The organism is Citrobacter sp. MGH 55 (assembly GCF_016906145.1).
GTDB lineage: Bacteria > Pseudomonadota > Gammaproteobacteria > Enterobacterales > Enterobacteriaceae > Citrobacter_A > Citrobacter_A amalonaticus.
The window spans coordinates 3,614,821-3,639,157 of record NZ_CP070239.1 but is presented as its reverse complement, the minus strand read 5'-3'; the positions used below and the strand labels follow the sequence as shown (position 1 = coordinate 3,639,157).

General features: G+C 52.8%; 24 protein-coding genes. 4 read left to right on the top strand and 20 right to left on the bottom strand.

The features are described from left to right. The first annotated feature begins 170 nt into the window (after positions 1-170). A complete protein-coding gene (mpaA, locus tag JTI98_RS14880; protein ID WP_216081439.1) occupies positions 171-899 on the top strand; it encodes a murein tripeptide amidase MpaA in 729 nt (242 codons plus the stop codon). Here the strand turns inward: mpaA and ycjG are convergent. Further along, positions 874-1,839 (bottom strand): L-Ala-D/L-Glu epimerase, encoded by a 966-nt coding sequence (gene ycjG / locus JTI98_RS14875; protein WP_216081438.1) that lies wholly within the window; start codon positions 1,837-1,839, stop codon positions 874-876. The genes mpaA and ycjG overlap by 26 nt on opposite strands. A 121-nt stretch (positions 1,840-1,960) precedes the next feature. On the opposite strand from ycjG, the gene tpx reads away from it, so the two are divergent. After that, positions 1,961-2,467, top strand: coding sequence for a thiol peroxidase (gene tpx, locus JTI98_RS14870; RefSeq protein ID WP_043000571.1), 507 nt, complete (start codon positions 1,961-1,963; stop codon positions 2,465-2,467). A gap of 43 nt (positions 2,468-2,510) precedes the next feature. Here tpx and tyrR read toward each other — a convergent pair whose 3' ends face one another. The 4 genes from tyrR to JTI98_RS14850 form a co-directional block, all read right to left on the bottom strand. Beyond that, the gene (gene tyrR, locus JTI98_RS14865) at positions 2,511-4,052 is read right to left on the bottom strand and encodes a transcriptional regulator TyrR (RefSeq protein ID WP_216081437.1); all 1,542 of its coding nucleotides are present in this window, start codon (positions 4,050-4,052) and stop codon (positions 2,511-2,513) included. Between the two features lie 149 nt (positions 4,053-4,201). Next, complete coding sequence (locus JTI98_RS14860; RefSeq protein WP_216081436.1) at positions 4,202-5,263, bottom strand: YcjF family protein; 1,062 nt, start codon at positions 5,261-5,263, stop codon at positions 4,202-4,204. Next, positions 5,260-6,657, bottom strand: coding sequence for a YcjX family protein (locus tag JTI98_RS14855; protein ID WP_216081435.1), 1,398 nt, complete (start codon positions 6,655-6,657; stop codon positions 5,260-5,262). The genes JTI98_RS14860 and JTI98_RS14855 overlap by 4 nt, the downstream gene beginning before the upstream one ends. A gap of 154 nt (positions 6,658-6,811) precedes the next feature. Further along, positions 6,812-7,507: an alpha/beta fold hydrolase gene (locus tag JTI98_RS14850; RefSeq protein WP_165589446.1), complete on the bottom strand. Its 696-nt coding sequence runs from the start codon at positions 7,505-7,507 to the stop codon at positions 6,812-6,814. A gap of 220 nt (positions 7,508-7,727) precedes the next feature. On the opposite strand from JTI98_RS14850, the gene JTI98_RS14845 reads away from it, so the two are divergent. Then, a complete protein-coding gene (locus JTI98_RS14845) occupies positions 7,728-8,738 on the top strand; it encodes a LacI family DNA-binding transcriptional regulator (protein ID WP_043000568.1) in 1,011 nt (336 codons plus the stop codon). 38 nt (positions 8,739-8,776) lie between these two features. Here the strand turns inward: JTI98_RS14845 and JTI98_RS14840 are convergent, their stop codons facing one another. The 15 genes from JTI98_RS14840 to pspA all read right to left on the bottom strand — a co-directional run bounded on the left by JTI98_RS14840 (position 8,777) and on the right by pspA (position 23,190). Beyond that, positions 8,777-9,682 (bottom strand): OmpG family monomeric porin, encoded by a 906-nt coding sequence (locus JTI98_RS14840; protein WP_216081434.1) that lies wholly within the window; start codon positions 9,680-9,682, stop codon positions 8,777-8,779. Positions 9,683-9,758: 76 nt separating this feature from the next. Further along, positions 9,759-10,838 carry an ABC transporter ATP-binding protein gene (locus tag JTI98_RS14835; protein WP_216081433.1) on the bottom strand — a complete coding sequence of 360 codons (1,080 nt, stop codon included), beginning with the start codon at positions 10,836-10,838 and terminating at the stop codon, positions 9,759-9,761. 10 nt (positions 10,839-10,848) lie between these two features. Beyond that, the gene (gene pgmB / locus JTI98_RS14830; RefSeq protein ID WP_216081432.1) at positions 10,849-11,511 is read right to left on the bottom strand and encodes a beta-phosphoglucomutase; all 663 of its coding nucleotides are present in this window, start codon (positions 11,509-11,511) and stop codon (positions 10,849-10,851) included. Beyond that, a complete protein-coding gene (locus tag JTI98_RS14825; RefSeq protein WP_216081431.1) occupies positions 11,508-13,784 on the bottom strand; it encodes a glycoside hydrolase family 65 protein in 2,277 nt (758 codons plus the stop codon). The genes pgmB and JTI98_RS14825 overlap by 4 nt, the downstream gene beginning before the upstream one ends. After that, positions 13,781-14,836, bottom strand: a complete 1,056-nt coding sequence (locus JTI98_RS14820) for a Gfo/Idh/MocA family protein (RefSeq protein ID WP_156595193.1) — start codon at positions 14,834-14,836, stop codon at positions 13,781-13,783. Before JTI98_RS14820 ends, JTI98_RS14825 begins: the two co-directional genes overlap by 4 nt. Positions 14,837-14,845: 9 nt before the next feature. Next, a complete protein-coding gene (locus tag JTI98_RS14815) occupies positions 14,846-15,634 on the bottom strand; it encodes a sugar phosphate isomerase/epimerase (RefSeq protein WP_216081430.1) in 789 nt (262 codons plus the stop codon). Positions 15,635-15,653: 19 nt separating this feature from the next. Beyond that, positions 15,654-16,706, bottom strand: a complete 1,053-nt coding sequence (locus JTI98_RS14810; RefSeq protein ID WP_216081429.1) for a zinc-binding alcohol dehydrogenase — start codon at positions 16,704-16,706, stop codon at positions 15,654-15,656. 28 nt (positions 16,707-16,734) lie between these two features. Continuing rightward, on the bottom strand, positions 16,735-17,577 hold the full coding sequence (locus tag JTI98_RS14805; protein WP_044267167.1) for a carbohydrate ABC transporter permease: 843 nt from the start codon (positions 17,575-17,577) through the stop codon (positions 16,735-16,737). Continuing rightward, on the bottom strand, positions 17,564-18,445 hold the full coding sequence (locus JTI98_RS14800; RefSeq protein WP_043000559.1) for a carbohydrate ABC transporter permease: 882 nt from the start codon (positions 18,443-18,445) through the stop codon (positions 17,564-17,566). The genes JTI98_RS14805 and JTI98_RS14800 overlap by 14 nt, the downstream gene beginning before the upstream one ends. A 20-nt stretch (positions 18,446-18,465) precedes the next feature. After that, positions 18,466-19,758 carry an ABC transporter substrate-binding protein gene (locus JTI98_RS14795; RefSeq protein WP_104446497.1) on the bottom strand — a complete coding sequence of 431 codons (1,293 nt, stop codon included), beginning with the start codon at positions 19,756-19,758 and terminating at the stop codon, positions 18,466-18,468. Positions 19,759-19,771: 13 nt separating this feature from the next. After that, positions 19,772-21,481 carry a sugar phosphorylase gene (locus JTI98_RS14790; protein WP_305852752.1) on the bottom strand — a complete coding sequence of 570 codons (1,710 nt, stop codon included), beginning with the start codon at positions 21,479-21,481 and terminating at the stop codon, positions 19,772-19,774. Between the two features lie 159 nt (positions 21,482-21,640). Beyond that, a complete protein-coding gene (pspD, locus tag JTI98_RS14785; RefSeq protein WP_216081427.1) occupies positions 21,641-21,865 on the bottom strand; it encodes a phage shock protein PspD in 225 nt (74 codons plus the stop codon). Positions 21,866-21,883: 18 nt separating this feature from the next. After that, positions 21,884-22,243, bottom strand: a complete 360-nt coding sequence (pspC, locus tag JTI98_RS14780; protein WP_216081426.1) for an envelope stress response membrane protein PspC — start codon at positions 22,241-22,243, stop codon at positions 21,884-21,886. Beyond that, on the bottom strand, positions 22,243-22,467 hold the full coding sequence (pspB, locus tag JTI98_RS14775) for an envelope stress response membrane protein PspB (protein WP_042318763.1): 225 nt from the start codon (positions 22,465-22,467) through the stop codon (positions 22,243-22,245). Before pspB ends, pspC begins: the two co-directional genes overlap by 1 nt. A gap of 54 nt (positions 22,468-22,521) precedes the next feature. Then, positions 22,522-23,190 carry a phage shock protein PspA gene (gene pspA, locus JTI98_RS14770; RefSeq protein WP_043000554.1) on the bottom strand — a complete coding sequence of 223 codons (669 nt, stop codon included), beginning with the start codon at positions 23,188-23,190 and terminating at the stop codon, positions 22,522-22,524. A gap of 168 nt (positions 23,191-23,358) precedes the next feature. Here pspA and pspF point away from each other — a divergent pair, with 168 nt between their 5' ends. After that, the gene (gene pspF / locus JTI98_RS14765) at positions 23,359-24,333 is read left to right on the top strand and encodes a phage shock protein operon transcriptional activator (protein ID WP_044267222.1); all 975 of its coding nucleotides are present in this window, start codon (positions 23,359-23,361) and stop codon (positions 24,331-24,333) included. The last annotated feature ends 4 nt before the right edge of the window (positions 24,334-24,337 follow it).

Below are 24,337 nucleotides of genomic sequence, written 5' to 3'. Positions count from 1 at the left end.
TCCGGCTTATTCACGATGGCGTAATTATTTGTTTCGCCTGAAGGAAATGCAAACATCTTCCTGCAGAAAATTGATATTACGACTAAAAATCCGTCCATGCGAAAACGATTTGATTATCGACCCAATTTGCACAACACTGCGAGTAATAATCCCTGAATTCAGAGACGCTTATGACCGTTACCCGCCCTCGCGCCGAACGCGGCGCCTTCCCGCCAGGAACTGAACATTATGGTCGTTCACTGTTGGGTGCACCGCTGATCTGGTTTCCGGCAGCCGTCGCCAGTCGTGACAGTGGCTTGATTATCGCGGGAACGCATGGTGACGAAAATGCATCGGTGGTCACGCTCTCCTGCGCACTGCGCACGCTGACGCCTTCACTGCGCCGCCACCATGTGATCCTCGCAGTGAACCCGGACGGCTGTCAGCTCGGTTTGCGTGCGAACGCTAACGGCGTCGACCTTAATCGCAATTTTCCGTCAGCTAACTGGAAAGCCGGCGAGACGGTTTATCGCTGGAACAGCGCTGCGGAAACGCGTGACGTGGTGCTGTTGACGGGAGATCATCCGGGTTCGGAACCGGAAACTCAGGCGTTATGTCAGCTCATTCACCGCATTCACCCCGCGTGGGTGGTCTCTTTCCATGACCCACTGGCCTGTATTGAAGATCCCAAAAGCAGCGAGCTCAGTGAATGGCTGGCGCAGGCGTTCGAACTACCGCTGGTGACAAGCGTTGGTTACGAAACGCCCGGCTCTTTCGGCAGTTGGTGTGCGGATCTGAATTTACACTGCATCACAGCGGAATTCCCGCCGATCTCATCAGATGAGGCCAGCGAGAAATATCTCCAGGCGATGTCCACGCTTCTGCGCTGGCATCCTAAAGATGCAGTTGTCCGGTCGTAAAGTGCAATGCGGGCTCCACATCGACCGCAAGCCAGGTAGGACCATCAAGATCGGCAAAGCTGACCTGCGGCGTCAGCGGTAATGCGGCAGAAATGGCCCGTGACGTGCAAAGCATGCAGCCCAGCATCAGGGCAAATCCTTGTTCGCGGGCATCGGTAGCCAGCGCCAGCGCCTCGGTCAGTCCGCCGGTTTTGTCCAGCTTGATATTGACCATTTCATAACGCCCATGCAGCGCTTTCAGGCTGCTACGGGTATGACAGCTCTCATCGGCGCAGATCGGCAGCGGATGGATAAAATTTTCCAGCGCAGCATCATCCTGTGCCGGAAGCGGTTGTTCCAGCATCGCGACACCCAAATCAGCTAACAGCAGGCAGCGCGCCGCCAGCCCTTCCGCCCGCCAGGACTCATTGGCATCGACAATTAAGGTCGCCTCCGGTACTGCCGACCGAATCGCCACCATACGTTCGCTGATCATCCGATCGTCCAGTTTCACCTTCAGCAGCCGGGCTCCGGCTTCCCACAGCGCCGCTGCGCTGGCCGCCATTTGTTCCGGGGTACCAATCACGACGGTCTGTGCGGTGGCAATTGTCGTCGGCAGCGCCACGTTAAGGGTTTCCGTCAGCGTTTGTTGCTGCTGGCGTGCCTGGAGATCCCACAGCGCACAGTCAACCGCGTTGCGTGCCGCACCTGCCGGGAGCAGTTTTTGCAGCGCTTCCCGGGTCAACCCCTTTTCCAGTTGCGGGACAATGCTCATGATCTGTGCCATTACGGAGGCATCGCTTTCCCCGTAACGCGGATAGGGCGTGCACTCACCAATCCCTTTCACACCCTCTTCTTCCAGTTCAACCACCACGACACGCGCCTCACTGCGGCTGCCACGGGCAATCACAAAAGGGGTATGTAACGGCCAGGCTTCCTCGTATACCTTCACAGAACGCATTTTTTCTCCTTAAGCAATGACGTGGTGGTTTGTGCGCTTCACCGAAATAGCGTTTGCCGTGTTATCGGCTGTTGGCATAAACTAGCTGTGACGTTAACTATATGTAAACAGGAAGATAACCATGTCACAAACCGTTCATTTCCAGGGCAACCCGGTTGCAGTCGCCAACTCCATTCCTCAAGCGGGTAGCAAAGCGCAGCCTTTTACCCTCGTGGCAAAAGATCTGTCTGACGTCGCACTGAGCCAGTTTGCTGGCAAACGCAAAGTCCTGAACATTTTCCCGAGCATCGATACCGGCGTTTGCGCGGCATCGGTACGTAAGTTTAACCAACTGGCCACCGAAATCGACAATACCGTGGTGCTGTGTGTTTCTGCCGATCTGCCGTTTGCCCAGTCCCGCTTCTGCGGCGCTGAAGGTCTGAGCAACGTTATCACGCTGTCCACGCTGCGTAACGCTGAATTCCTGAAAAACTACGGCGTTGAAATCACCGAAGGCCCGCTGAAAGGTCTGGCCGCGCGTGCGGTCGTCGTTCTGGATGAAAATGACAACGTCATCTTCAGCCAACTGGTGAATGAAATTACCAACGAACCTGACTATGCCGCTGCGCTGGAAGTCCTGAAAGCGTAAGGTCCCCGTCATACAAAAATGCCTCCATTTCGGAGGCATTTTTTTACTCTTCGCCCTTCTTCTGATTCAGGCCATATTCACGCAGCTTATTCGCAATCGCGGTATGGGAAACCCCCAGGCGTTTCGCCAGCTTGCGGGTACTGGGATAACTGCGGTAAAGCTGGGTTAACACTGAGCGCTCAAAACGGCTGGTGATATCATCCAGCGACCCCTCCATCGCATCTTCACCTACCGCAACCGTCGTCGCATCGTAGTCAGGCAGCAAAATATCCTGCGGCCGCAGCTCGTAACCTTCAAGCTGCGTCAGCGCCCGGTAGATGGCGTTTTTCAGTTGACGCACGTTGCCGGGCCAGCCGTAACGGGTCAATACCGTACTGAGATCGGCAGCCAGTTTAGGACGCGGCACGCCCTGCTCATCGGCGAAACGCGCCACAAACAGTTCAGTCAGCGGCATGATGTCCTGCGGACAATCGCGCAGCGGCGGCAGATTCAGCGTCAGCACGTTAAGGCGATAATAGAGATCTTCGCGAAACAGCCCTTTCTGCACCAGTTCAACGAGATTCTTTTGCGTCGCACAGATCACGCGCACATCGACATGTACCTCATGATCTTCCCCAACCCGACGAAACGTACCGTCATTGAGGAACCGCAGTAGCTTGGTCTGCATGCGCGGCGACATTTCACCAATCTCATCAAGCAGCACCGAACCGCCGTTTGCCTGCTCGAAGAAGCCTTTTTTGCCTTCTGGCGCATGACCAAACAGTTCGCTTTCCACCGCATCTTCAGGGATCGACGCGCAGTTGAGCGCCAGATACGGTTTGCCCGCGCGCGGGCTGGACTGGTGACAGGCATACGCAAACAGATCTTTACCGGTGCCGGTATCGCCGGTAATCAACAGCGGCGCACTCAGCATCGCCAGTTTGCGCGCCTGTTCGACAACATGCTTCATTTTGCCGCTGACGGCGATGATTTGGCTAAAAGCGCTGACATCCTGGGTTGCCAGATTCTGCAACTGACGTCCCATCCGGAGTGTTGAACGCAGCATGACCACCGCACCGGTGAGCATGGTTTCGTCAGTTTCCCCTTGCAGATAAACCGGCGTGATTTCCATCAGGAAATTCTGCCCGTTGATCACCACATGTTCGTTATGGGACGCCTGCGGATTGCCTTCCAGCCAGCGCTGGAAGTTAAAACCGTTGATCAGTTGTGCAGCGGTATGGTTGCGCATCCGCTCCGGGTTAAGCGCAAACAGCTGGCAGCTTGCCGGGTTCGCCATCTCAATCTTGCTTTTCAGATCCAGCGACAGAACAGGTTCAGGCAGCGCCTCAAGCAGCGCGCTGAGCGCGAGGTGCTCCCGCTCTGACGGCATCCATGGCACAGTGCGTACATCGGTGACGCCTGCAATGCGGCGAATTTCCGCCATCAAACTGCTGAAGTTAGTGAACTCCAGTTCAGCAAAGTTAAGGTAGATTCGCCCGATGGGGTCAATCTCGATACCGCGCAAATCGATGCTGCGTAGCACCAGTAAATCAAGTAATTCGCGAGTCAGACCAAGTCGGTCTTCACAAAAGACTTCCAGACGCATGGGGGAACCTTCAACTGAATAATGAGCTATAGATATGATGATAAGCCAGGAATGGGGAACCAGGAAGGATTCTGTCAACAAATATTGACAGCATGACGGAAAAACAGGCGTTTCGGCGTAAAGTTACGCGGTCAACGCCTGTGATTAGATTACTTTTCTCGCGGGGATCCGTTTTTCTGCAACGTCTCTTTGAGCTGCCCGATCAATTGACGCCGGAAATCACCCAGGCGCGGTTTGTCATCGTCCAGCCACGGCAACGGGCGGCAAAGCTCCATCGCTTTGATCCCCAGTCGTGCGGTTAACAACCCCGCGCCGATCCCCTGCGCGGCTCGGGTCGACAGGCGCGCCGCGAGATCCTGCGACATCCAGTCCATCCCCACTTCCCGCACCAGTTCGCTGGCTCCGGCAAAAGCGATGTTGAGCAACACCAGTCGGAACAGACGCAAACGGCTGTAATAGCCCAGCTCTATCCCGTACAGCGTGGCGATGCGGTTAATTAGTCGTAAATTGCGCCAGGCAATAAATGCCATATCCACCAGCGCCAGCGGACTGACTGCGATCATCAGCGTCGACTCCGCCGCCGAACGGCTGATTTCTCGCCGCGCCTGGGCATCCAGCACCGGCTGAACCAGATGGGCGTAAAGACTGACCACTTCGCGATCGTTCTGCGTTTCGTGAATCGAGGCATACCAGCGCTGCAACGCCGGGTGCGACTGGTCGATTCCGGCCTGCTGCGCCAGTTTCTCACAGAAGGCCCGTCCTTTGCCGGCACCGTGGCTGTGCAGCAGGTCACGCGCTTCATCGCGCTCGTGAGCACGCTGACGCAAACGCCACAGACGTCGCCATTCGGTTGCCACCGATCCGACTCCCGCCCCAATAATCAGCGCCCCGGCCGCGCAACCGCCGAGCGCCACCCAGTCCTGGGTTTGCCAGGCGTTCATTGTCCACTGAACACCTTGTCCCACCACGCTTACGCCGAACAGCGCCAGGCCGCCCATCACCATCTTGCGCCACAGACTGCGCTTCGGGCGTAGCGCTGCGTCAATCACCGCTTCGGCTTGTCCCTCTTCTTCCGGCGGTTCATCAACGGTGGCCGGGGCAAAGGACTGAGCTTGCGTCTCGCTAAACGTTTGTTGCGCTTTAAAAGCCGGGCTCTGCTCGACGTCAAGCGGACCGGCGAAATCAATCCGCGGTTTTATCGGTTCGCTCATCGCAATTTATCTCCTATTAAAAACTCCAGCGCGGCATCCAGGCGAATGTGCGGCAGCGGCTTATCGACGTCCATTTTCTGCGGTCGAAACGCTTCAAACTGAAATCCCTGGCGGTCCCAGAACGCCTGTCCCGGCAAACGTGCCGGCACTTCACCGGGGTAGACCGTCAGCGGCGAGCCATCGCTTAAGCGATTTCCGCGCAGCGCCGGGATCTTCTCGCCGTTAACGTCAATCAGTCCGCTGGTGGTAGCCTGAACGGAGGCCAACCCCAGACAATCCATGCTGATTCCTTCAAACGCGGCGTTCTGCCAGGCATCCTGAATCAACTGTTGCAGCAGCGACACCATATTGGCGTGCTGATCGATCGTCACATGATCCGCTTTGGTGGCAGCAAACAGCAGTTTGTCGATCACCGGTGAAAACAGCCGACGGAACAGCGTACGCTGACCGTAATGGAAACTTTGCATCAGTTGGGTTAAGGCAAGACGCATGTCGTTGAACGCCTGCGGCCCGCTGTTGAGCGGTTGCAGGCAATCCACCAGCACAATCTGACGATCGAAGCGCAGAAAATGGTTCTTATAAAACCCTTTCACCACTTTTTCACAGTAGTAGTTAAAACGCTCACGCAGCATCCCGGCGTTGGTGTGTTTATCCGCCTGAGCCAGTCTGGATTCCCCCCACGCCTCCACATCCGGCCAGGGGAAGAATTGCAGCGCCGGTGCACCCGCCATATCGCCGGGCAGGACAAATCGGCCCGGCTGGATAAAGTGAAGCCCCTGCTGTTTACACTGATGCAGGTATTCCGTCCACGCTGCCGCAATGTCGGCCAGGCGGTTCTCATCGGCGGGTGCCAGCGGATCCAGCCCTTGCGTCAGCTGTCGCCATTTCACCGACCATTCCGCCCGCTGCCCGGTGAGCAACCCGGTCATCTGCCGCGACCAGCTCAGATAATCCTGCGCCAGCATCGGCAGGTCGAGCAGCCATTCGCCGGGATAATCGACAATTTCCAGGTACAGCGTCGACGTCTCTTTGAAGTGACGCAACAGGGAATCATTGGATTTATAGCGCAGCGCCAGGCGAATTTCGCTGACCCCACGGGTGGGCGTCGGCCACGTCGGCGGATCGCCATACAGCTGGGCCAGCCCTTCATCGTAGGTAAAGCGAGGAATGCCAAAATCGCGCTGCGGAACGCGTTTCACCCCGAGCAGGCGCTCTTCACGCACCGCGCTGAGCAAAGGCAGTCGCGCCCCGGCATGAATATTGAGCAACTGGTTAACCATCGCCGTGATAAATGCGGTTTTTCCGCTCCGGCTCAGCCCCGTGACCGCGAGGCGCAAATGCCGGTCTACACCGCGATTAACCAGCGCATTGAGTTCATTGGTGAGTCTCTTCATCGCCATCCCGTTATGCCTGAAGACCAAAAAAAAGTATAACGCATCCCTCTAATATAGGGGCAGGTCGTTGATTTTCAATCGGGTTGTGTCGAGTGGGATGTTCACCCGACTGACCCCGTTAAGGGAAAACAGGACAGGCTGAAATAAAAGTATGCTAATGAGCTAAGCAGCGTTCAAAAGCCGAGCGAACACTTTCATAGCATGCTCTTGAACGCATCAACTGCTCCCAGATCGAGTTATGACCCGCCCCATCGATCGTGAGTAGTGTCTTTTGGCAGGCCAGCGCTGCCGACGAGACCAGTTTTTTCGGTATATCGGCAGGGATGATGGTGTCATTTTCGGCAGCGATAACCAACAAATCACCGGTAAATTCAGCGGCGATGGCCCACGCATCCGTCGCGTCCCAACTGCGATCCTGGCGTATGATGGCCGAAAAATCGGGGCCAAATTTAACCGGATACGCAGGCGTTGCATAGACACCTGGCACCATCAGAATCAGCGAGCGCAGCGGAACCATTTTACTGAGTTGAAGCGCATTGTACGCCCCCATGCTGACGCCCACACAACCGGTAAAAATCTGCCCCTGATAATCCATCACCGCCGTTGCCTGTTGGGTGCGGCTCAACAACGAGGAATCGCGAATGTCGCCGCCGGTTTCTCCATGACCTAAAAAATCGAATATCGTCGTTCCAAAACCTGACTCATCCAACATAACGCGATACTTGTGGAAAATGGTTCTGTCTTTCCCGCCGCCGTGTAGCATCAGGACATGTCCATTGCGGCCAAACGTACTTTCAGCGTAAAGCGTTTCGCCCTGAAAAGGGACCAGGAAAGAGTGGCTTTGCATCATGAGCGTCGCATTATTAAAGGATGGGATATCAGGTTTTATCAAACCCGATAACTTCATGCAATGGTCTGCAATCAATCTGCCGCGCCAGGTTCGGGCTGCCACAGAAATGCTGATTCATGAAGTTCATTGCTACACGGCACAATCCACCACGCTGTGTTGTCAACCGCAGACTAACTCCCTAAGATGTATAGTATTAACTCTCCGATGGAGTTGCAGGAGTATGACCCCCACTATTTATGATATTGCTCGCGTGGCGGGTGTGTCGAAGTCGACGGTCTCGCGCGTATTAAACAAGCAAACCAATATCTCACCGGAAGCGCTGGAAAAAGTGCAGCGCGCTATTGATGAACTGCAGTATCAGCCGAATAAACTGGCCCGCGCCCTGACCTCATCCGGGTTTGACGCCATCATGGTGATTTCAACACGCTCGACCAAAACAACTGCTGGTAACCCCTTCTTCTCTGAAGTTTTGCACGCCATTACCGCAAAAGCAGAGGAGGAAGGTTTCGACGTGATCCTACAAACGTCACGTAGTACTGAAGACGATCTGCAAAAGTGCGAGAGCAAAATTAAGCAGAAGATGATCAAAGGCATTATCATGCTTAGTTCGCCCGCAGATGAGACTTTTTTCGAGCGTCTGGATAAATATGATATTCCAGTGGTGGTCATCGGTAAGGTAGAAGGTCAATACACTCACGTTTACTCGGTCGATACCGATAATTATCGTGACAGTATTGCACTGACTGATGCCCTGATTGACAGCGGCCATCAGAATATTGCCTGTTTGCATGCGCCGCTGGAATACCATGTTTCTGTTGATCGCGTAAATGGCTATAAGCGCAGTCTGGCGACGCATCAACTGGCAGAGAATAAACGCTGGATTATTGATGGTGGCTATACGCACGAAAGTGCGCTGGAAGCGGCGAGAGCATTATTAAACCAGCACCCCTTACCGGATGCTGTTTTTGCCACCGACAGCATTAAGATCCTCAGTTTATATCGCGCAGCGTCGGAGAGAAAAATTGCCATTCCGCAGCAGCTGGCGGTCGTCGGTTACAGCAACGAAATGCTCTCTTTTATTCTCACCCCTCCGCCCGGCGGCATTGACGTCCCGACACGTGAACTCGGCGAGCAAAGCTGCGATCTGTTGTTTAAGCATATTGCCGGGAAAACTGACGCTCGCTCCATCACCGTCGAAACCCGTATCTCTCTGACCGCATCTCTGGCCTGAGCGAATGGCTGCCCGTAATTGACGGGCAGCCAGGGCTATCAGAAGGCGTAGTTAACGCCTATGCCCGCATAATGGAACCGGTCACTGTCACCTTCATCGTGATCTTCCCACTCATAGGCGTATTCCAGCGTCATCGACAGACCATTCTGGAAATCATAGGCATACTGTAATCCGAGACGGTTGAAGTCATGACCTTCACGCTCCGGATCGTCTCGCCAGTCCCAGTTTGACCACCGATCCAGACCTATACGGGTATAGGGTGTCAGCGTGGTATTGCCCAGCGAAATCGGTAAATAGGCGCGAATTTCCTGAGTAGAAAACTCGCCATTATTACGATGTTCAGCAAGGTTGAAACCGCGCTCCAGATAGTAATTTACCGTCAGTCCCACCGTTTCATTAAAGGAATAATTCAGGCCCGTTTCGCTTTCGATACGACTGTCTGAATAGCCGGTGGTACTCAGATCGTTGACGAATTGATACATCGCCAGCCATCCGCTAAAGCGCAAATCATCCGTGAGCTTCACATTCCAGTCCGGCGCCACTTTCCAGCGCTGCATATTTGCGGTGTCTTTGCCCGCTTCATTCACATAGTGATAGCCGTAGTTACGAAAGCCACCCGTCAAACCAAAACTGAAATCATCACTTTCCAGGATCTGATAGTGAACTTCCAGTTCCGGGCGATCAAACCAGGTACCGCGTTTGCCAGCACTATAGTCAACCGGGCCTTCCTGATAATAGGCCAGGGATATTCTCCACGGACCGTTCGAGGCATTAAAATAGACAGACGGTTCAGCAAGTCCGTCCATATCTTCGCCGTAACCTTCAACGTTTTCAATTTCGTACATGGCACCAATATTAAAATGCCAGTCTTTATTATCGGCAGCCTGCGCGCAGGCCATCCCAGCGCATATCAGCAGCGCTGAAGAGGACAGTAAGGTTTTCATTTTTATTCCTTGTTAAAGTACAGATAAATAAAATATCGCGAAAGCCAGGGGGCCACGCCCCTGGAGATATTTATTGTTAAATAGCGAATTCCGTCTCTACGTCAAAGAAATGGCATTTCGCCATATCAAAATGGATGGTGATATTGTCTCCTGCATAATAGTCATTAACAGACCCGGCACGGACCACCAGCTCGTGCCCCCCAATCGTGCTGTACAACATAAATTCTGCGCCGGTCAGTTCCGCCACGCTTATTTTTGCTGTCACGCTATTCTCTTCTTGTATTCCAGGGTGAATATCCTCCGGGCGGATCCCCAGCACGACAGCTTTATGTTCATAACCCTTCGCTTTTAATATCCGTAATTTGTCTTCCGGAAGGGTTAATTTAAGGGTTTCCGTAACAAATTTATTTCTGTCAATCGCACCACGGATAAAATTCATTGCCGGAGAACCGATAAAACCTGCAACAAACATATTTGCGGGATGGTTATAAACCATTTTGGGCGCTCCAACCTGCTGGACGATCCCATCTTTCATGATCACAATCCGCGTCGCCATGGTCATGGCTTCTGTCTGGTCGTGCGTGACGTAAATCATGGTGGTATTCAACTTCTGGTGTAGTTTGCTGATCTCTGCGCGCATCTGGACACGGAGTTTGGCGTCGAGATTAGAGAGCGGCTCATCCATCAGAAACACGCCAGCTTCACGCACAATGGCCCGGCCCAGCGCAACACGCTGGCGTTGCCCGCCCGACAATGCGCCAGGTTTGCGCTTGAGGTACTCCCGTAAACCAAGAATCTGCGCTGCCCAGTTGACGCGTTCGTCAATAACGCCGGGATCAATCTTTTGCATCTTCAGACCGAACGCCATGTTGTCATAGACACTCATGTGCGGATACAGCGCGTAGTTCTGGAAGACCATTGCAATATTGCGCGCCTTTGCGGGCACATCATTCATCCGCTTGCCGTCGATCAACAGTTCGCCGGCGCTGATCTCCTCAAGCCCCGCAATCATTCGTAGCGTGGTTGATTTTCCGCATCCCGACGGGCCGACAAACACGATGAATTCTTTGTCTTCAATTTCCAGATTGAAGTCTTTAACCACATGCACCTGGTTGTCATAAATTTTCTGTATATGCTGCAACGAAAGCTGTGCCATGTTGATTCCTTTACTTGTCGAGTTGCCAGAAAGCCGATAAGCGCGGCCACGTCAAAAATTCCGTTGTCGGAAGTAGCAAATCTGCGCCGGTTAAGGTGGATCCAATACCCACCGAACGCATTCCGCTGGCATTAATCGCCTCAATCCCCGCCTGCGCATCCTCTATTCCAATACATGCTCGCGGATTAACGTGCAGACCGTTGCACGCCGCGAGAAAAATCTCCGGATCCGGTTTAGAACGGCGGATCAGCGCGGCATTGGCGCAAAAATCGAATAACGATGTCATTTGCAACGCCTGTAAGATCGCGGGCGCATTCAGTGACACTGACGCCAGTCCGGTTTTTATCTGTTCCGTACGCAGCGTAGTCAGCAGTTCCTTAATTCCCGGCAGTACCGCCTCCGGCCTCAGTGAGCGCAGCGAGTCAACATAAAGCGCATTTTTACGCGCGGCGATCTGCTCCCGTTCCGCCTGGGTGAATACCCCTTCTTTTCCACCGTGACGCAAAATACGCAGCAGCGACTCACCACGACTGATGCCTTTCAGGCGATCGTTGAACACCTCATCAATCACGATTCCCAATTCAGCAGCCACCTCTCGCCAGGCAAGAAAATGCAGATGTGCCGTATCGGTAATGACCCCATCAAGATCAAACACTATTGCCTGTGGTTTCATTCTTTTCCCCTTTCCGTGGTAGCGGTCCCAAAAACAGGCAAAATCATGTCAGGAAATGCGAGTTTGTATTCACCGTCAATAATGATTGGCTTTGCATTAAGCCACAGCGTAACCGGTCGTGAACTGCTTATCGTCACGTGACTTTTGCTGAGCGAAATCATCATCTCGCTTCCCTGCCAGTACAGAGGGAACGTCAGTTTTTTCCATCCCTCTGGCAGCGCCGGATCGAGGTGCAGTGCACCGTTACGTACGCTCAGCCCCGCAAATCCCTGAATCACCCCCAGCCAGATGGCCCCCGTTGCCGCCGCGTGGATACCGTCGTCGCAACTGTGCGGATCGTCGCCAAGATCGATCTGCGCGCCTTCATGCCAGAACTGATAACCCTGTTCTGGGTTGCCACAGCGTGCCGCCACGATCCCGTGGATCGCTTTACTTAAAGAGGAATCATGTATGGTGCGCGCTTCGTAGAAATGGAGATTGTTGAGGCAAACTTCCGCTGTGAACAACTCCGGGAGCATATAGGTCAGCATGACCACATCCGCTTGCTTCAGAATTTGCAGTTCATTGACTTCCGCCCGCGAGTAATTCAACAGGATCGTCTGCTTGCCCGCCGTTGTCTTGTACGCGCTCAGATCAATAGCCGGTTTGCTGAGAAACGTATCATCCTGCGGTAAAATGCCATCTGCCAGAACCTCTGGTCGCCATAAGAACTGGAGAAAATGCTCGGCACGATGAATAAACGCGTCGTCCGTGCAACCATAGCGACGGGCAAAATGCAGTGCCTGCTCGACGTTGTAATACGCCATATAGTTAGTGAAGGCGTTATTATTCACGTGTTCGGTGTATTCATCCGGGCCAATGACATCATGGTTCTCAAGTCGTCCCTTCACTTCCGTTGTACGGCTCAGCCAGAACCGTGCCGTTTCCAGTAAAAGCGTTAGTCCTTCATGGGACATAAATTGCTCATCGCCTGTGACCTGCCAGTACGCCACAACGGCCCAGGCAATATCGGCCACCAGATGATGTTCCGCCTGCGCAGAGGCCACCTTCTGACGCAATCCGGTTCGAATGTTGATCGCCGCGAACTCCGGCGTCTCTTCATCACCGCTGCGCGCGCTTTCCCACGGAAACAGCGCCCCCTGCCAGCCGTTGATTCGCGCTTTTTCCCGCGCCCCGGCCAGATTATGCCAACGGTAGCGCAACAAATTCCGCGCGACGTCAGGGTAAGTGAACAGATGAAAAGGAAGCAGAAAGACTTCGGTATCCCAGAAAACGTGTCCTTTATAACCTTCACCGGTCATCCCCTTCGCGCCGATGCTACAACGCTCATCATGGGCAGGCGTCATAATCCGTAAATGATACAGGGCGAAGTCCAGCGCACGCTGATCGTCTGCGTTTACGCTATTCACTTCTACTCGACAATGCTGCCACCAGCGCTGCCAGTTGGCGGCGGATTGCGCCAGTAACGCGTCATAACCCAGCCCCACGCAGGCATTCAGGTGCAGAATCCCCTTTTGCCCCCAGCTTTCCAGTGAGACATCGCACTCTGTGGTCCAGTCCACCCACGTGAGTTTTTCCAGTGTCAGGCATTCCCCTGCTTTCATCAACGAGCTGGTGTGCTGCATCAGCCGCCGTTCTTTTGCTGTAAAGCAGGACTGCGCATCACCGTTGACGCGGCAATGTGTGGAAACAGCGACATGACTTCGACCATCCTGAGTGGTGTAAATCCCTTGCAGGAGATGTTGGCCGAACACCCGCAACTGCGTTTCATCCAGATGCTGGCGACCATGGTTGGTGATTGTTGCGTCAATGCCGGTCGATAACGCAATTATGGCATCGCTGTCGAGCGGGGTAATCGACAACGTCGTCGCCAGGAGTGGCAATTGCTCTGCTGAGACAAAGCGTCGACTCTCAATGGCGAAACGCGCCCCGTCAGGCGCACGCCAGATCAGCGAACGCGTTAACTCGCCGGTAGCGAAGTCGATCTCTCGCTGCCAGCTTTCGAGAGTTCCGCTGAGCAACGAGAAAAGCTCACCATTCAGGAAGATGTCGACGCCAATAACGTCCGGAAGGTTCACCCGTTCATTGATTTCCCCCTTCCCGGACCGGTGATACAACCCGGCCAGATACATCCCACGCGTTTGATGGGTATAAGCTTCTTCGTGGCTGGCTCGACACCCCAGGTAACCATTACCTGTCGCCAGTAGTGAGGCATATTTATTCAGGCTGTGCGGACAAAAACCCGATTCGGATAACGTAACTGGCTTACTCATAATTCAACACACATCCCTGTTTCTGCAGACTGATACAGCGCCGCCACCAGTTGCTGGATCAGCCATCCCTGTTCGGCGTCCGCGATAATGACCGGCTCACCGCGAACATGATTCACGAAAGCTTCCATACTGCGAAAATGACGCTGATCGTCTGCACATTCGCGGGCAAATAGCGTCTCCAGTTCGCCGCCCTTATCGGTATAGACCTGCGCCGGGAACAGCGTTGCCCCCGCTTTGTCACCACAAAAATTCACATTCATGATGGATTGTTCGGGGATATTCAACGCAAAGGAGGTTTCAAGACGCAGAATGCTGCCGTTGTGGAACTCGACGGTGCCAAACAGAGAATCCTCTACGGTATAGGTCGTCGGATCCCACTCACCGAACTGGCCACAATTTTTCTGTGTGCCAATTTTCTGAAAACTGTGGGCCCAGACCCGTTTCACCATTGGGAACCCCAGCACATACATCGCAGCATCCAGCATGTGAATACCAAGATCGATCAGCGGCCCGCCGCCCTGCAGCGCTTTATTGGTAAAAACCCCCCATCCGGGAACGCCGCAGCGACGCAGCGCTCTGGCGTTGGTCATGTAGATTTCACCGAGAACGCCCGCCATGACCTGCTCACGCAGTAACTGCGTATCCAGCGCGAACCGATGGTGGAAATCATAAGCCAGTACTTTACCCATACGACGCGCGGTATTACGCATCTCCAGCGCCTGATCCGGGGTCATCGCTGGCGGTTTCTCACACATCACGTGACAACCGGCCTCCAGTGCCAGCAAAGTATGCTGGTAATGAAAACGATTCGGTGAACAGATGCTGACGATATCGGGCTTTACCTTCTGAAGCATCGCCTGCGGATCGTCCCAGACCTGCGCATTACCGTATTTATCTGCCAGCGTTTGCGCCTGAGAACGGCGGCTGTCACAGACAGCCACCAGTTCCAGATCCTCGCGGGTGCAGTAGTACGAAGCATGAACTTTATCCGCTACCTGTCCGGCGCCAATGATGGCAACACGAAGCGGAGAACGAGTCATTGCACTTTTCACGGCAACCTCTTAGCAGGTACGCAACCAGGCCAATGACTGACGGTAGGCTTCCGGCAGATTTTCTGCCCGCACCCGCCCTTCATACACCACGTAGCCCTGATAGTTATCTTCGCGCAACTGATCAAACAGCATGCTGAAGTTCAGGCTGCCGCTGCCCGGTTGATAGCGATGATTATCCGCGATATGCACATGTCCCAGCAGATCGCGGTTATCGTGCAGCGCCTTCGCCATATCATCTTCTTCGATATTCATGTGGTAGAAATCGCCGATGATCTCTACGTGCTTCAGATTGTTTTCCACAATGTACCGACGCGCATCCGCCAGCGTGTTGATCATATGATCCTGATAACGGTTAAGCGGCTCGAGATATACGGTGGTACCGGTACGTGCTGCCACACTGTCAAGGTAACGTAGCGAGTCGCTGACTGCTTTGCGATCGCCAGCCAGACTGCGCGGCGAGGTCATTGGCGGTAGACGGAAGGTAAACATTCCCCATGCCGCAGGCACAATGATGCCCTGCCCACCCACTTCCGCCAGCGCTTCAAGAATGCGTTCGATCTGCTGTAATCCGTTCAGACGACGCTCTTCGATGAAATCGCCGATCCAGCCATCATAACCACCGCAGGCGGTCGTGACTGGCAGACCCGTTTCTTTAATGGCAGCCTTGACTTCATCAAGGTGATTAACCAGCAATTTGCCGTCGATCTCAAAGCCATCAAAACCCATCTCTTTGATATAGCGAAACTTCTCCAGAATATTTTTCGGGAAAAATGCCTGATTCTGTGTGCCGATTTTCATTGCTCGTCTTCCTTTACGCTTAAAATGTGACGCCCATTTTGATGCTCTGTTCCGGATGTCTGTCGACATACTGCATATAGCTTTCCGGACTAGCCGCAAAGGTCACCACCGGGTCGATAAGATCCTCACAGTTAAGATAACCATTCATCAGCAGTTCCCAGCAGGTCTCCTCAATACGTTTGCGACTCCAGCGCGGATAGTCCGGGTTCGGCTCGCTGCACGCGCGCGAGAAGACAATTCTGGCGTTATTGAAATGGGCTTCGCGCCCGAGATTGAAACCTTCGGCAAAGGGTTTGGCAAACGCGACATAAGAGATAGTGCCGCCATAAGCCAGACCACGTAGCGCGGACTGCAACGCGTCGGCATAGCCGCTGGTTTCGATGATGACATCCGCCCCCTGCTTACCGGTCAGCATTTTGATCTCTTTACCGACATCAGTACCCATCGGATTCAGGCAGAAATCCGCGCCGTGGCGGCGAGCGATATCACAACGATGGGCGATCGGATCGATGCCGATGACTACCGACGCGCCAGCTTTCTTTGCCAACTGGACGGCTATCTGCCCAATCGCGCCAAGACCAACGATGACGACGAAATCACCTACCCGCACGTTGGCATCACGCACGCCGCTCATCGCAAACTGAGCAGGGTCGTAGCACACCGCGTTTTTCCAGCTCGCCCCCTGCGGCATCTTGCGGAGTTTGTAGTTATTGACGCCGTTAATAATGACCGTTTCGGCTAAAGGGGCGTAACCACAGACGCTATCACCAATGGCATAGTCAGTGACGTCGCTCCCGCACTCGATAATGTCGCCAACGACCATATTGCCGAGCTGGAACTTACCAAACTCAATACCGCGCGGCGCGTCTTTCGCACGCGGCATAAACATTTGCCATTCGCTATTAAAATCTTCATCAATAAACGGACTGGCGGCGCGAAAATCCGCCACTTCCGTACCGTGTTTCGGTGCGCCAAACCGCACGCGAATTTTCACCTCATTCGCCATGACGGCGCGATCGTCATACTCTACCAGCGCCGCGACGCGCGGTTCTGTTGCGACTAACTTCTTCATTTACCACTCCTTGTTTAAACTGGCCGCTTTAGCCCTTCACGCCACCCGCGGTCAAACCACTCTTAATAAACCGTTCCGAAAGCGCATACATAATGACAACCGGTAATGCCGTCACCAGCGACGCCGCCATCATCCGCCCCCAGATGTAATCCGGCGTACTGAACAGGGTGTTCAGGCCCACCGGCAACGTGAAATTGCTGGCGCTGGAAAGAAAGATCGAGGCGAACAGATAATCGTTCCAGGCCACCATAAAGCAGTAGACAAAAACCGATACCAGTCCGGACATCGCCAGCGGCACGGTAATGCGAAAGATGATTTGCAGGCGATTCAGCCCATCCATCATCGCTGCTTCTTCAATCTCATCCGGAATCGTGTCGAAATAACTTTTCAGCATGAATACGGCGGTCGGCAACGTCTGGGTGACCATGGTGACAATCAAGGCCATTTCTGTGTCGTAAATGCCCAGCGCGGTAATGATTTTGAACAGCGGGACCACCAGCAAAATACCGGAGAACATGTAGACGGTGTAAAAACTGGCATTGATGGTCATCCGCCCTTTAAAACGCAGTCTGGACAGCGCGTAGGCACCGAGCGTGCCCAGGAATACCGCCACCACCGATGACACAACGGAGACCAGCAGGCTGTTACGAAAGTAATCAATAAACGGAAAAATCAGTGGATTAAAAATGTCGATGTAATGCTCAAGCGTCCACTCTTGCGGCAGCAATGTCGGGTGCAATGAAATCGCTTCTTTCGCGCTTTTGAACGACGTCATTAACATCACAAAAAAGGGAAACAATGTGATGATCAAAAACACAATCAGGCCACAATAAAAGCCCACGCGTCCGAGTCTGCGTTTATTTGTTGCCATTGAGGTTCACCCTATTTCTGGTCAGTAAAATGACGGCGAAAATAATGATAAAAAGCACGACGGAAATGGCTGCAGCTTTACCTAAATCATTAAAAGCAAACGCTGTTTTGTAGAGATACACCCCGAGAATGTCGACCTTTGTCGTCAGCAGATACACATCGGCAAACATATAAAACATCCAGATGGTACGCAGGGTAACCACCGTCGCCAGGACCGGCATAATGGCGGGCAGCGTGACGATACGAAAACGCTGCCAGGCATTTGCGCCATCCATTTCGGCCGCTTCATAGAGCGATTTATCGATGGTCTGCAAAATTGCCAGAAACGAAATAAAGGCGTACGGGAAATAGCGCCAGATGGCAAACAGCACCACCAGCACGAAACTGCTACCGGGATTGTCGAACCACAAGGGGGCCTGATCGTACAAATGCAGCAGATCGACTCCCAGATAGTTCACGATGCCGTATCCGCTGTTGAACATGTACTTCCAGGCAAAGACCAGCGAGATAGACGGCGTGACATAAGAGAGAATCACCAGTGAGCGCGCCGTCTTGCGTAACCGGAACTCGCGATTAAAGAACATCGCCACCCCGAGTCCGAGCACGGTACTGCCCGTCACCACCAGCGCGGTATACCAGACCGTCATCCACAACGAATGCCAGAAATCCGGATCGGAAAGGATGCGAACGTAATTCGCGACCCCAACAAACGTGGCGTTGATACGCGGATTCAGCGGCAGGCGCAGAAAGCTGATTTCAATATTCGATAGCATCGGCCATGCCACGAGGCCACCCAACAGAATCAAACTGGGTGCCAGCAATAGCATCGCAAAGGGCATATCGGAGCGACCGGAGAATAATCGGGCCATAACGACGTTCCTCTTACCCATCAACGCTGCCCTACCAGGGCATCCAGTTTTTGCTGGCTTTTCTGAAGCGTTGTCGGGAGATCGGCTTTGCCTACCGTCACGTTATGTACCGTCGTGCTTATCACGCCAGAACCGGTGACGTCCCCCATACGGGTGAAGTTCTTATCCCCTACCGCGCCAAAAACCTGAATATTCGGTAGCTCAGCAATGAGTTGTGCCGGGAGCTCACCTAACGCTTTAATCACGCTGTTGTTTTGCCAGGTTTGGGTTTTTACGACCTCCTTATTGACCGGCAACGCAGCGCCCGGCGACATCATTACCCAGTCAGCGATGTTGTCTGCCTGTTCCATAAACGCGACAAACTTCTCGGCTGCCGCCGTCTCCTCTTCTTTTTGCCCATTCGTGATCGTCAGTGAGGTCAACATGCCATAAACGGCCGCTGTCTTTTCGGTCGGAACCACAAAGCCCACGTTCTGGGGATCCCCTTCTTTAATTATCGCGGGGAGAATGTAGGTGGAATAAATCGCCATCGGCGCAGTACCATTCATAAAGGCATCTTTCACCTCCATGATGTCGTTAGAGCCCGGCATCGTGGTGGCGGCCAGATCGCGGTAATATCCCAACGCCTGATTCATTTCAGGCGTGTTGAACGTGATGTGGCCCTGGGCATCAAAGACGTTGGCATTATTGGATAAGGCAAACTGCGAGAAAGATTGCTCCGTCAGCACGCTTTCTGCAGTCGGCAGGGCAATGCCATATTTTTTATGCGCCGGATCATAGAGTTTTTGCGCAGCGGCAAGCAGCGTTTCCCAGTTTTTCGGTTCATCCAGTCCCGCCTGAGCAAGGATGTCTTTACGATACCAGATACCGCCGATCCAGGCGCTCACCGGAACCCCTGTCCACGCGCTGCCATCTTCGGTACGAACGATGCGCAATACGCCATCGTAGAAGATATCTTCCCCGACCTTCTGAATGACGTTCGCCACCGCATCCCGATCGATTAACTGCTCTTTATCCATGACCTTGGCATAGTCATGACTGGTTTCGATCACTTCCGGTAGCGACCCGCTTCTCGCCAGCGTAATAACTTTGGTGTTATAGGCATCTTCTTCAACCGGAACCTGTTTAACACTGATATCCGGGTTCGCTTTTTCAAAGCGTTTAATCAGCGTGGTAATAACGGCCTGGCGCTCCTGTTCCACAGAAGAGTGCATAAACTCAATTGAAACATGGGCGGGTTTATCGTCCTTACAACCAGAAATCAGGGCGCAGGAAACCAGTGCTGATAACAGCACCATTTTAGTTTTGATCATCAGATATTCCTTTTTATTTTTTAATCCACATAACCTGCCAGGGTTGCAGTGTTAATGTCTCTCCGGAAACACTCACTCCGCTAATTAAATCAACGCCCGTATAAATACCGGCATCAATGATTTGTTGGCGATCGCTAAAATTAAAAAGTGCATTGATTTTTTCATGTTCATCGGCCGAGCGAATAATCCGCAGAACAGAAGGTGTCAGACAGCGAATATCAAACATGCTCTCGGGATGAAACGCCTTATTACCCCTGCGAATAACAATTAATCGGGACAACGCCTGATAAATCTCATGACGAAGAGAACCTTCAGTCATCAATTCCTGTTCAATTGATTTTTGCTCATATTTTTTTCGGTTAATAGCCCGGTTATAACCGTGTTTTTCGACGCCTTCGTAGTCATTGCGCGACCCCAGAATGCTCTGAATATAAATCGCAGGAACGCCAGGGAAGGTTAATAGCAGAACATGGGTGAGAATAAATTTGGCAAGACGTTCTTCATCGCTGTCATCCTGATGGCCTAACGCATCCATCCAGGTCACATTTAATTCATACGGACTCCGGGTGCCATCTGGATTATTTTTCCAGTTCACTAAGGCCCCTTCTTTCTGCAGATCCGTCACCAGTGTCAGAATATCGTCTTCCGCTAACAGCCCGCGCAGTGGATTCAATCCAATGCCATCATGCGAAGCCAGAAAGTTGAACCAGGTGGTCTCTGTCGAAGGCAATGATAATGACTGCGCCCATTGGCACAGCACCCGGCAATCCTGGCGATGCAGGGAGTGCAGGACAAGTGGCGGCAAAGAGAACTGATAAACCATATGTGCTTCGTCATGCCCGTTACCCAGATAGGAAACATTGTCTTTGTGCGGGACATTGGTCTCAGTAATGATGACCGTGCCGGGGGCAACCTCATCTGCCAGCGCGCGAAACAGCTTGATCAGTTGATGCGTTTTTTCCAGATGAATGCAGGTCGTACCCGGTGTTTTCCACATGTAGCCAACGGCATCCAGACGTACATAATCGGCTCCGTGTTCCAGGTAGGTCAGCAGTACGTCAATCATGGCAAGTAGCACGTCCGGGTTACTGTAGTTGAGATCAACCTGGTCTTCGCTAAATGTCGTCCATAAATAACGAACGGATTTATCTTGCATGGTAAACGGTGTTAATAACGGCAATGCCCGTGGACGCGTTACTGCATGTAAATCAGTTTCTGGGTCCATCTCAATAAAAAAGTTTTCGTATCCAGGAGCTTGCCGCAAATACCGTTCAAACCAGTCACTTTTTGCTGACATATGATTGCAAACAAAATCAAACATCAAACAACAGGAGCGGTTTAACTCACTAATATCATTCCACTCGCCGGCTTCGGGAGACACCTGATAGTAATCAATAACCGAAAAGCCATCATCTGATGACCAGGGGTAAAATGGCAAAAGGTGAACATGTGAGAATACCGAGGAAAACCAGCGCGTCCAGAACTGATTAAAGGTTGGCAGCGGTTTTTCTTTCTCGCTATGAAATTGATCGGCATACGTAATGAGCACCACATCACTTTCATCCCAATGAGGTTTACGCTTTTTATTAATAATCTTACGCGCCCTTTCCATGCGCATTTTTAATGACCCATCGTGAAGCCCTGTCCATGTATCGCCATAGACGGCGCTGAGGCATTCCTTAATTTTTCGGTTCACTTTGTTTTTCCGTGGTAGCGGTCCCATGGCAAAAAAGACTACTCTCGAGGAAATTAACTGTCAATGCAGTGAAAGAGGTTAAAAGCAGGAATTAATAGAATTTTAGCAGCTCAACAATCGATTTGTGAGCTGCCGCAAATTAATAACCAGGATGTGATTTAATTGTTAAAAAGAAGGCAATGGAAATTAACTTCCAGAATAACGTTTTGAAATTTTCGCCGCCATACGGCTTAAAAACGGTTCCAGAGCCAACGCCAGCAACATTTTTAGCGGACGACGGGTGACGGATTTTACTGCCCACCCTGCGACACCCGCGGGGCCGTAGCGTAGCGCAGTCAGAAGCACCAGCTTACCTGCTATTTTCATACCGGGTTTTACCTTTTGCCCGGCGCGTTGCCAGCGATTATTCATCTCAGCTCTCTTAATGACTTACAATTGACGGAAACGGCTACGCAAAGTAAACGTGTCCGAGGTGACATAACGCTCCATTTCACGTAAGCGTTTCTCCCCCGCCGCCAGTTCTTTATCGACGATATCCAATAGCTCACCGCTGGACGGTTGCTGCTCGCCTGCGGCAAGGTTATCCGGCATCGGATCAAGCACAAATGCCAGAATGATGTAGACGACCAGGGTAAAAAAGGCCAGCCCGAAGAAGATCGACAACACCACTAAAATACGCACCAGTTTTACCGGCACATCCAGATACTGCGCGATCCCTGCGCACACGCCTCGCAGCATGCCCCGCTGCGGAATACGCCATAATTTTTTGTTCAGATCAATGCCGCCCATTAACGATCCCTCCAGTTCGGATGTTCCGCATCGAGAATATCTTCCAGCGCCTGAATACGTTCACGCATGCGCTGCGCGTCATCGGTCAACTGAACTAAACGTTGCTGTTCGCTTTGCGATAATTCTCCGCGACTGGAACGGTTGCTGTAATGCAGCCATAGCCAAATCGGTAACACAAACAGCACGAAGATGGTTAACGGAATGGCCAGAAATAGCGCGCTCATGAGGTCTCCTTACAGGTGATGAGCGGCGGCGCGTTCGGGCGCCGCCAGGTATTATTATTGCTTGTCTTGCTGCATTTTGGCTTTCAGTTGCGCCAGTTGTTCGCTGATTTCATCATCCGCTTTCAGGTCGGCAAACTGCTGATCCAACGTTTTCTGTTTGCCAAAGTTGTGGCTTTCAGCTTCCGCTTCCATGTGGTCGATGCGACGCTCGAAAGATTCAAAGCGCGCCATCGCTTCATCCAGCTTACCGCTGTCCAGTTGACGACGCACGTCACGGGATGAGCTTGCGGCCTGATGGCGCAACGTCAGCGCCTGCTGACGGGCACGGGTTTCGCTGAGTTTGTTCTCCAGCTCGCCAATCTCTTTTTTCATGCGCGTGAGCGTATCGTCCACCAGCGTCACTTCATGCTCCAGATTGCCAATCAGATCGGTCAACTTCTGTTTTTCGATCAGCGCGGCGCGGGCCAGATCGTCCTTCTCTTTACGCAGCGCAAGCTCCGCTTTCTCCTGCCACTCTGCCTGCTGAGCCGTCGCCTGTTCGATGCGGCGTGATAACTGTTTCTTTTCCGCCAGCGCACGTGCCGAATTGGAACGCACTTCAACCAGCGTATCTTCCATTTCCTGAATCATCAGACGAACCAGCTTCTGCGGATCTTCCGCTTTCTCGAGCAGTGCGTTGATGTTGGCATTCACGATGTCGGCGAAACGAGAAAAAATACCCATAATTCTATCCTCACATTTTTCTGATGTCGGGCGATGCCCTGCTGATTCTCTAATACAATCCGCGTGCCAACTTTTTAATTTATTGATTTATATTGAGATGTACGGTTTTACCTCGACGAGAAAACAGAGTAAAGTGGTGAAATACACTAACATGTGGCGAAATTCATCATGGCAGAATACAAAGATAATTTGTTAGGGGAAGCCAACAGCTTTCTGGAGGTACTGGAGCAGGTTTCCCGCCTCGCACCGCTGGACAAACCGGTACTGATTATCGGCGAGCGCGGTACCGGTAAGGAACTGATTGCCAACCGTCTGCATTATCTCTCCTCTCGTTGGCAGGGGCCGTTTATTTCGCTTAACTGCGCGGCGCTGAATGAAAATTTACTCGACAGTGAACTGTTCGGTCATGAAGCCGGGGCGTTTACCGGCGCGCAAAAGCGCCATCCCGGACGTTTTGAACGGGCCGACGGCGGCACGCTGTTCCTGGATGAACTCGCCACCGCCCCAATGCTGGTACAGGAAAAGCTGCTCAGAGTGATTGAGTACGGCGAGCTCGAGCGCGTCGGCGGCAGTCAGCCATTACAGGTAAACGTCCGTCTGGTTTGTGCGACCAATGCGGATCTTCCGTCGATGGTTAACGAAGGGTCCTTCCGGGCTGATTTGCTCGACCGACTGGCGTTCGACGTGGTGCAACTGCCGCCGCTGCGCGAACGTCAGGCGGATATCATGCTCATGGCGGAACACTTTGCTATTCAGATGTGCCGGGAAATTCGTCTGCCGCTGTTCCCCGGATTTACAGCGTATGCCAGAGAGACGCTGCTGAACTACGCCTGGCCGGGAAATATCCGCGAATTAAAAAACGTGGTCGAACGTTCGGTATACCGGCATGGCACCAGCGAAACGCCGCTGGATGAGATTGTGATCGACCCATTTAAACGCCACGCGCCAACGCCCCCTGCCGCTGAAACCGCAGCAACGGGTCCTTCGCTGCCCCTCGATTTACGTGCGTTTCAGCAGCAACAGGAGAAAGAGCTGCTGCAAACCAGTCTGGAACAGGCAAAATTTAATCAGAAACGGGCGGCGGAATTACTCGGGCTGACCTATCACCAGTTGCGCGCATTGCTCAAAAAACATCAGATTTAGCGCT

Excerpts from the sequence above, each read along its gene's own strand:
- mpaA (WP_216081439.1), top strand. The coding sequence starts at position 171 with ATGACCGTTACCCGCCCTCGCGCCGAACGCGGCGCCTTCCCGCCAGGA.
- ycjG (WP_216081438.1), bottom strand. The coding sequence starts at position 1,839 with ATGCGTTCTGTGAAGGTATACGAGGAAGCCTGGCCGTTACATACCCCT.
- tpx (WP_043000571.1), top strand. The coding sequence starts at position 1,961 with ATGTCACAAACCGTTCATTTCCAGGGCAACCCGGTTGCAGTCGCCAAC.
- tyrR (WP_216081437.1), bottom strand. The coding sequence starts at position 4,052 with ATGCGTCTGGAAGTCTTTTGTGAAGACCGACTTGGTCTGACTCGCGAA.
- JTI98_RS14860 (WP_216081436.1), bottom strand. The coding sequence starts at position 5,263 with ATGAGCGAACCGATAAAACCGCGGATTGATTTCGCCGGTCCGCTTGAC.
- JTI98_RS14855 (WP_216081435.1), bottom strand. The coding sequence starts at position 6,657 with ATGAAGAGACTCACCAATGAACTCAATGCGCTGGTTAATCGCGGTGTA.
- JTI98_RS14850 (WP_165589446.1), bottom strand. The coding sequence starts at position 7,507 with ATGATGCAAAGCCACTCTTTCCTGGTCCCTTTTCAGGGCGAAACGCTT.
- JTI98_RS14845 (WP_043000568.1), top strand. The coding sequence starts at position 7,728 with ATGACCCCCACTATTTATGATATTGCTCGCGTGGCGGGTGTGTCGAAG.
- JTI98_RS14840 (WP_216081434.1), bottom strand. The coding sequence starts at position 9,682 with ATGAAAACCTTACTGTCCTCTTCAGCGCTGCTGATATGCGCTGGGATG.
- JTI98_RS14835 (WP_216081433.1), bottom strand. The coding sequence starts at position 10,838 with ATGGCACAGCTTTCGTTGCAGCATATACAGAAAATTTATGACAACCAG.
- pgmB (WP_216081432.1), bottom strand. The coding sequence starts at position 11,511 with ATGAAACCACAGGCAATAGTGTTTGATCTTGATGGGGTCATTACCGAT.
- JTI98_RS14825 (WP_216081431.1), bottom strand. The coding sequence starts at position 13,784 with ATGAGTAAGCCAGTTACGTTATCCGAATCGGGTTTTTGTCCGCACAGC.
- JTI98_RS14815 (WP_216081430.1), bottom strand. The coding sequence starts at position 15,634 with ATGAAAATCGGCACACAGAATCAGGCATTTTTCCCGAAAAATATTCTG.
- JTI98_RS14810 (WP_216081429.1), bottom strand. The coding sequence starts at position 16,706 with ATGAAGAAGTTAGTCGCAACAGAACCGCGCGTCGCGGCGCTGGTAGAG.
- JTI98_RS14805 (WP_044267167.1), bottom strand. The coding sequence starts at position 17,577 with ATGGCAACAAATAAACGCAGACTCGGACGCGTGGGCTTTTATTGTGGC.
- JTI98_RS14800 (WP_043000559.1), bottom strand. The coding sequence starts at position 18,445 with ATGGCCCGATTATTCTCCGGTCGCTCCGATATGCCCTTTGCGATGCTA.
- JTI98_RS14795 (WP_104446497.1), bottom strand. The coding sequence starts at position 19,758 with ATGATCAAAACTAAAATGGTGCTGTTATCAGCACTGGTTTCCTGCGCC.
- JTI98_RS14790 (WP_305852752.1), bottom strand. The coding sequence starts at position 21,481 with ATGGGACCGCTACCACGGAAAAACAAAGTGAACCGAAAAATTAAGGAA.
- pspD (WP_216081427.1), bottom strand. The coding sequence starts at position 21,865 with ATGAATAATCGCTGGCAACGCGCCGGGCAAAAGGTAAAACCCGGTATG.
- pspC (WP_216081426.1), bottom strand. The coding sequence starts at position 22,243 with ATGGGCGGCATTGATCTGAACAAAAAATTATGGCGTATTCCGCAGCGG.
- pspB (WP_042318763.1), bottom strand. The coding sequence starts at position 22,467 with ATGAGCGCGCTATTTCTGGCCATTCCGTTAACCATCTTCGTGCTGTTT.
- pspA (WP_043000554.1), bottom strand. The coding sequence starts at position 23,190 with ATGGGTATTTTTTCTCGTTTCGCCGACATCGTGAATGCCAACATCAAC.
- pspF (WP_044267222.1), top strand. The coding sequence starts at position 23,359 with ATGGCAGAATACAAAGATAATTTGTTAGGGGAAGCCAACAGCTTTCTG.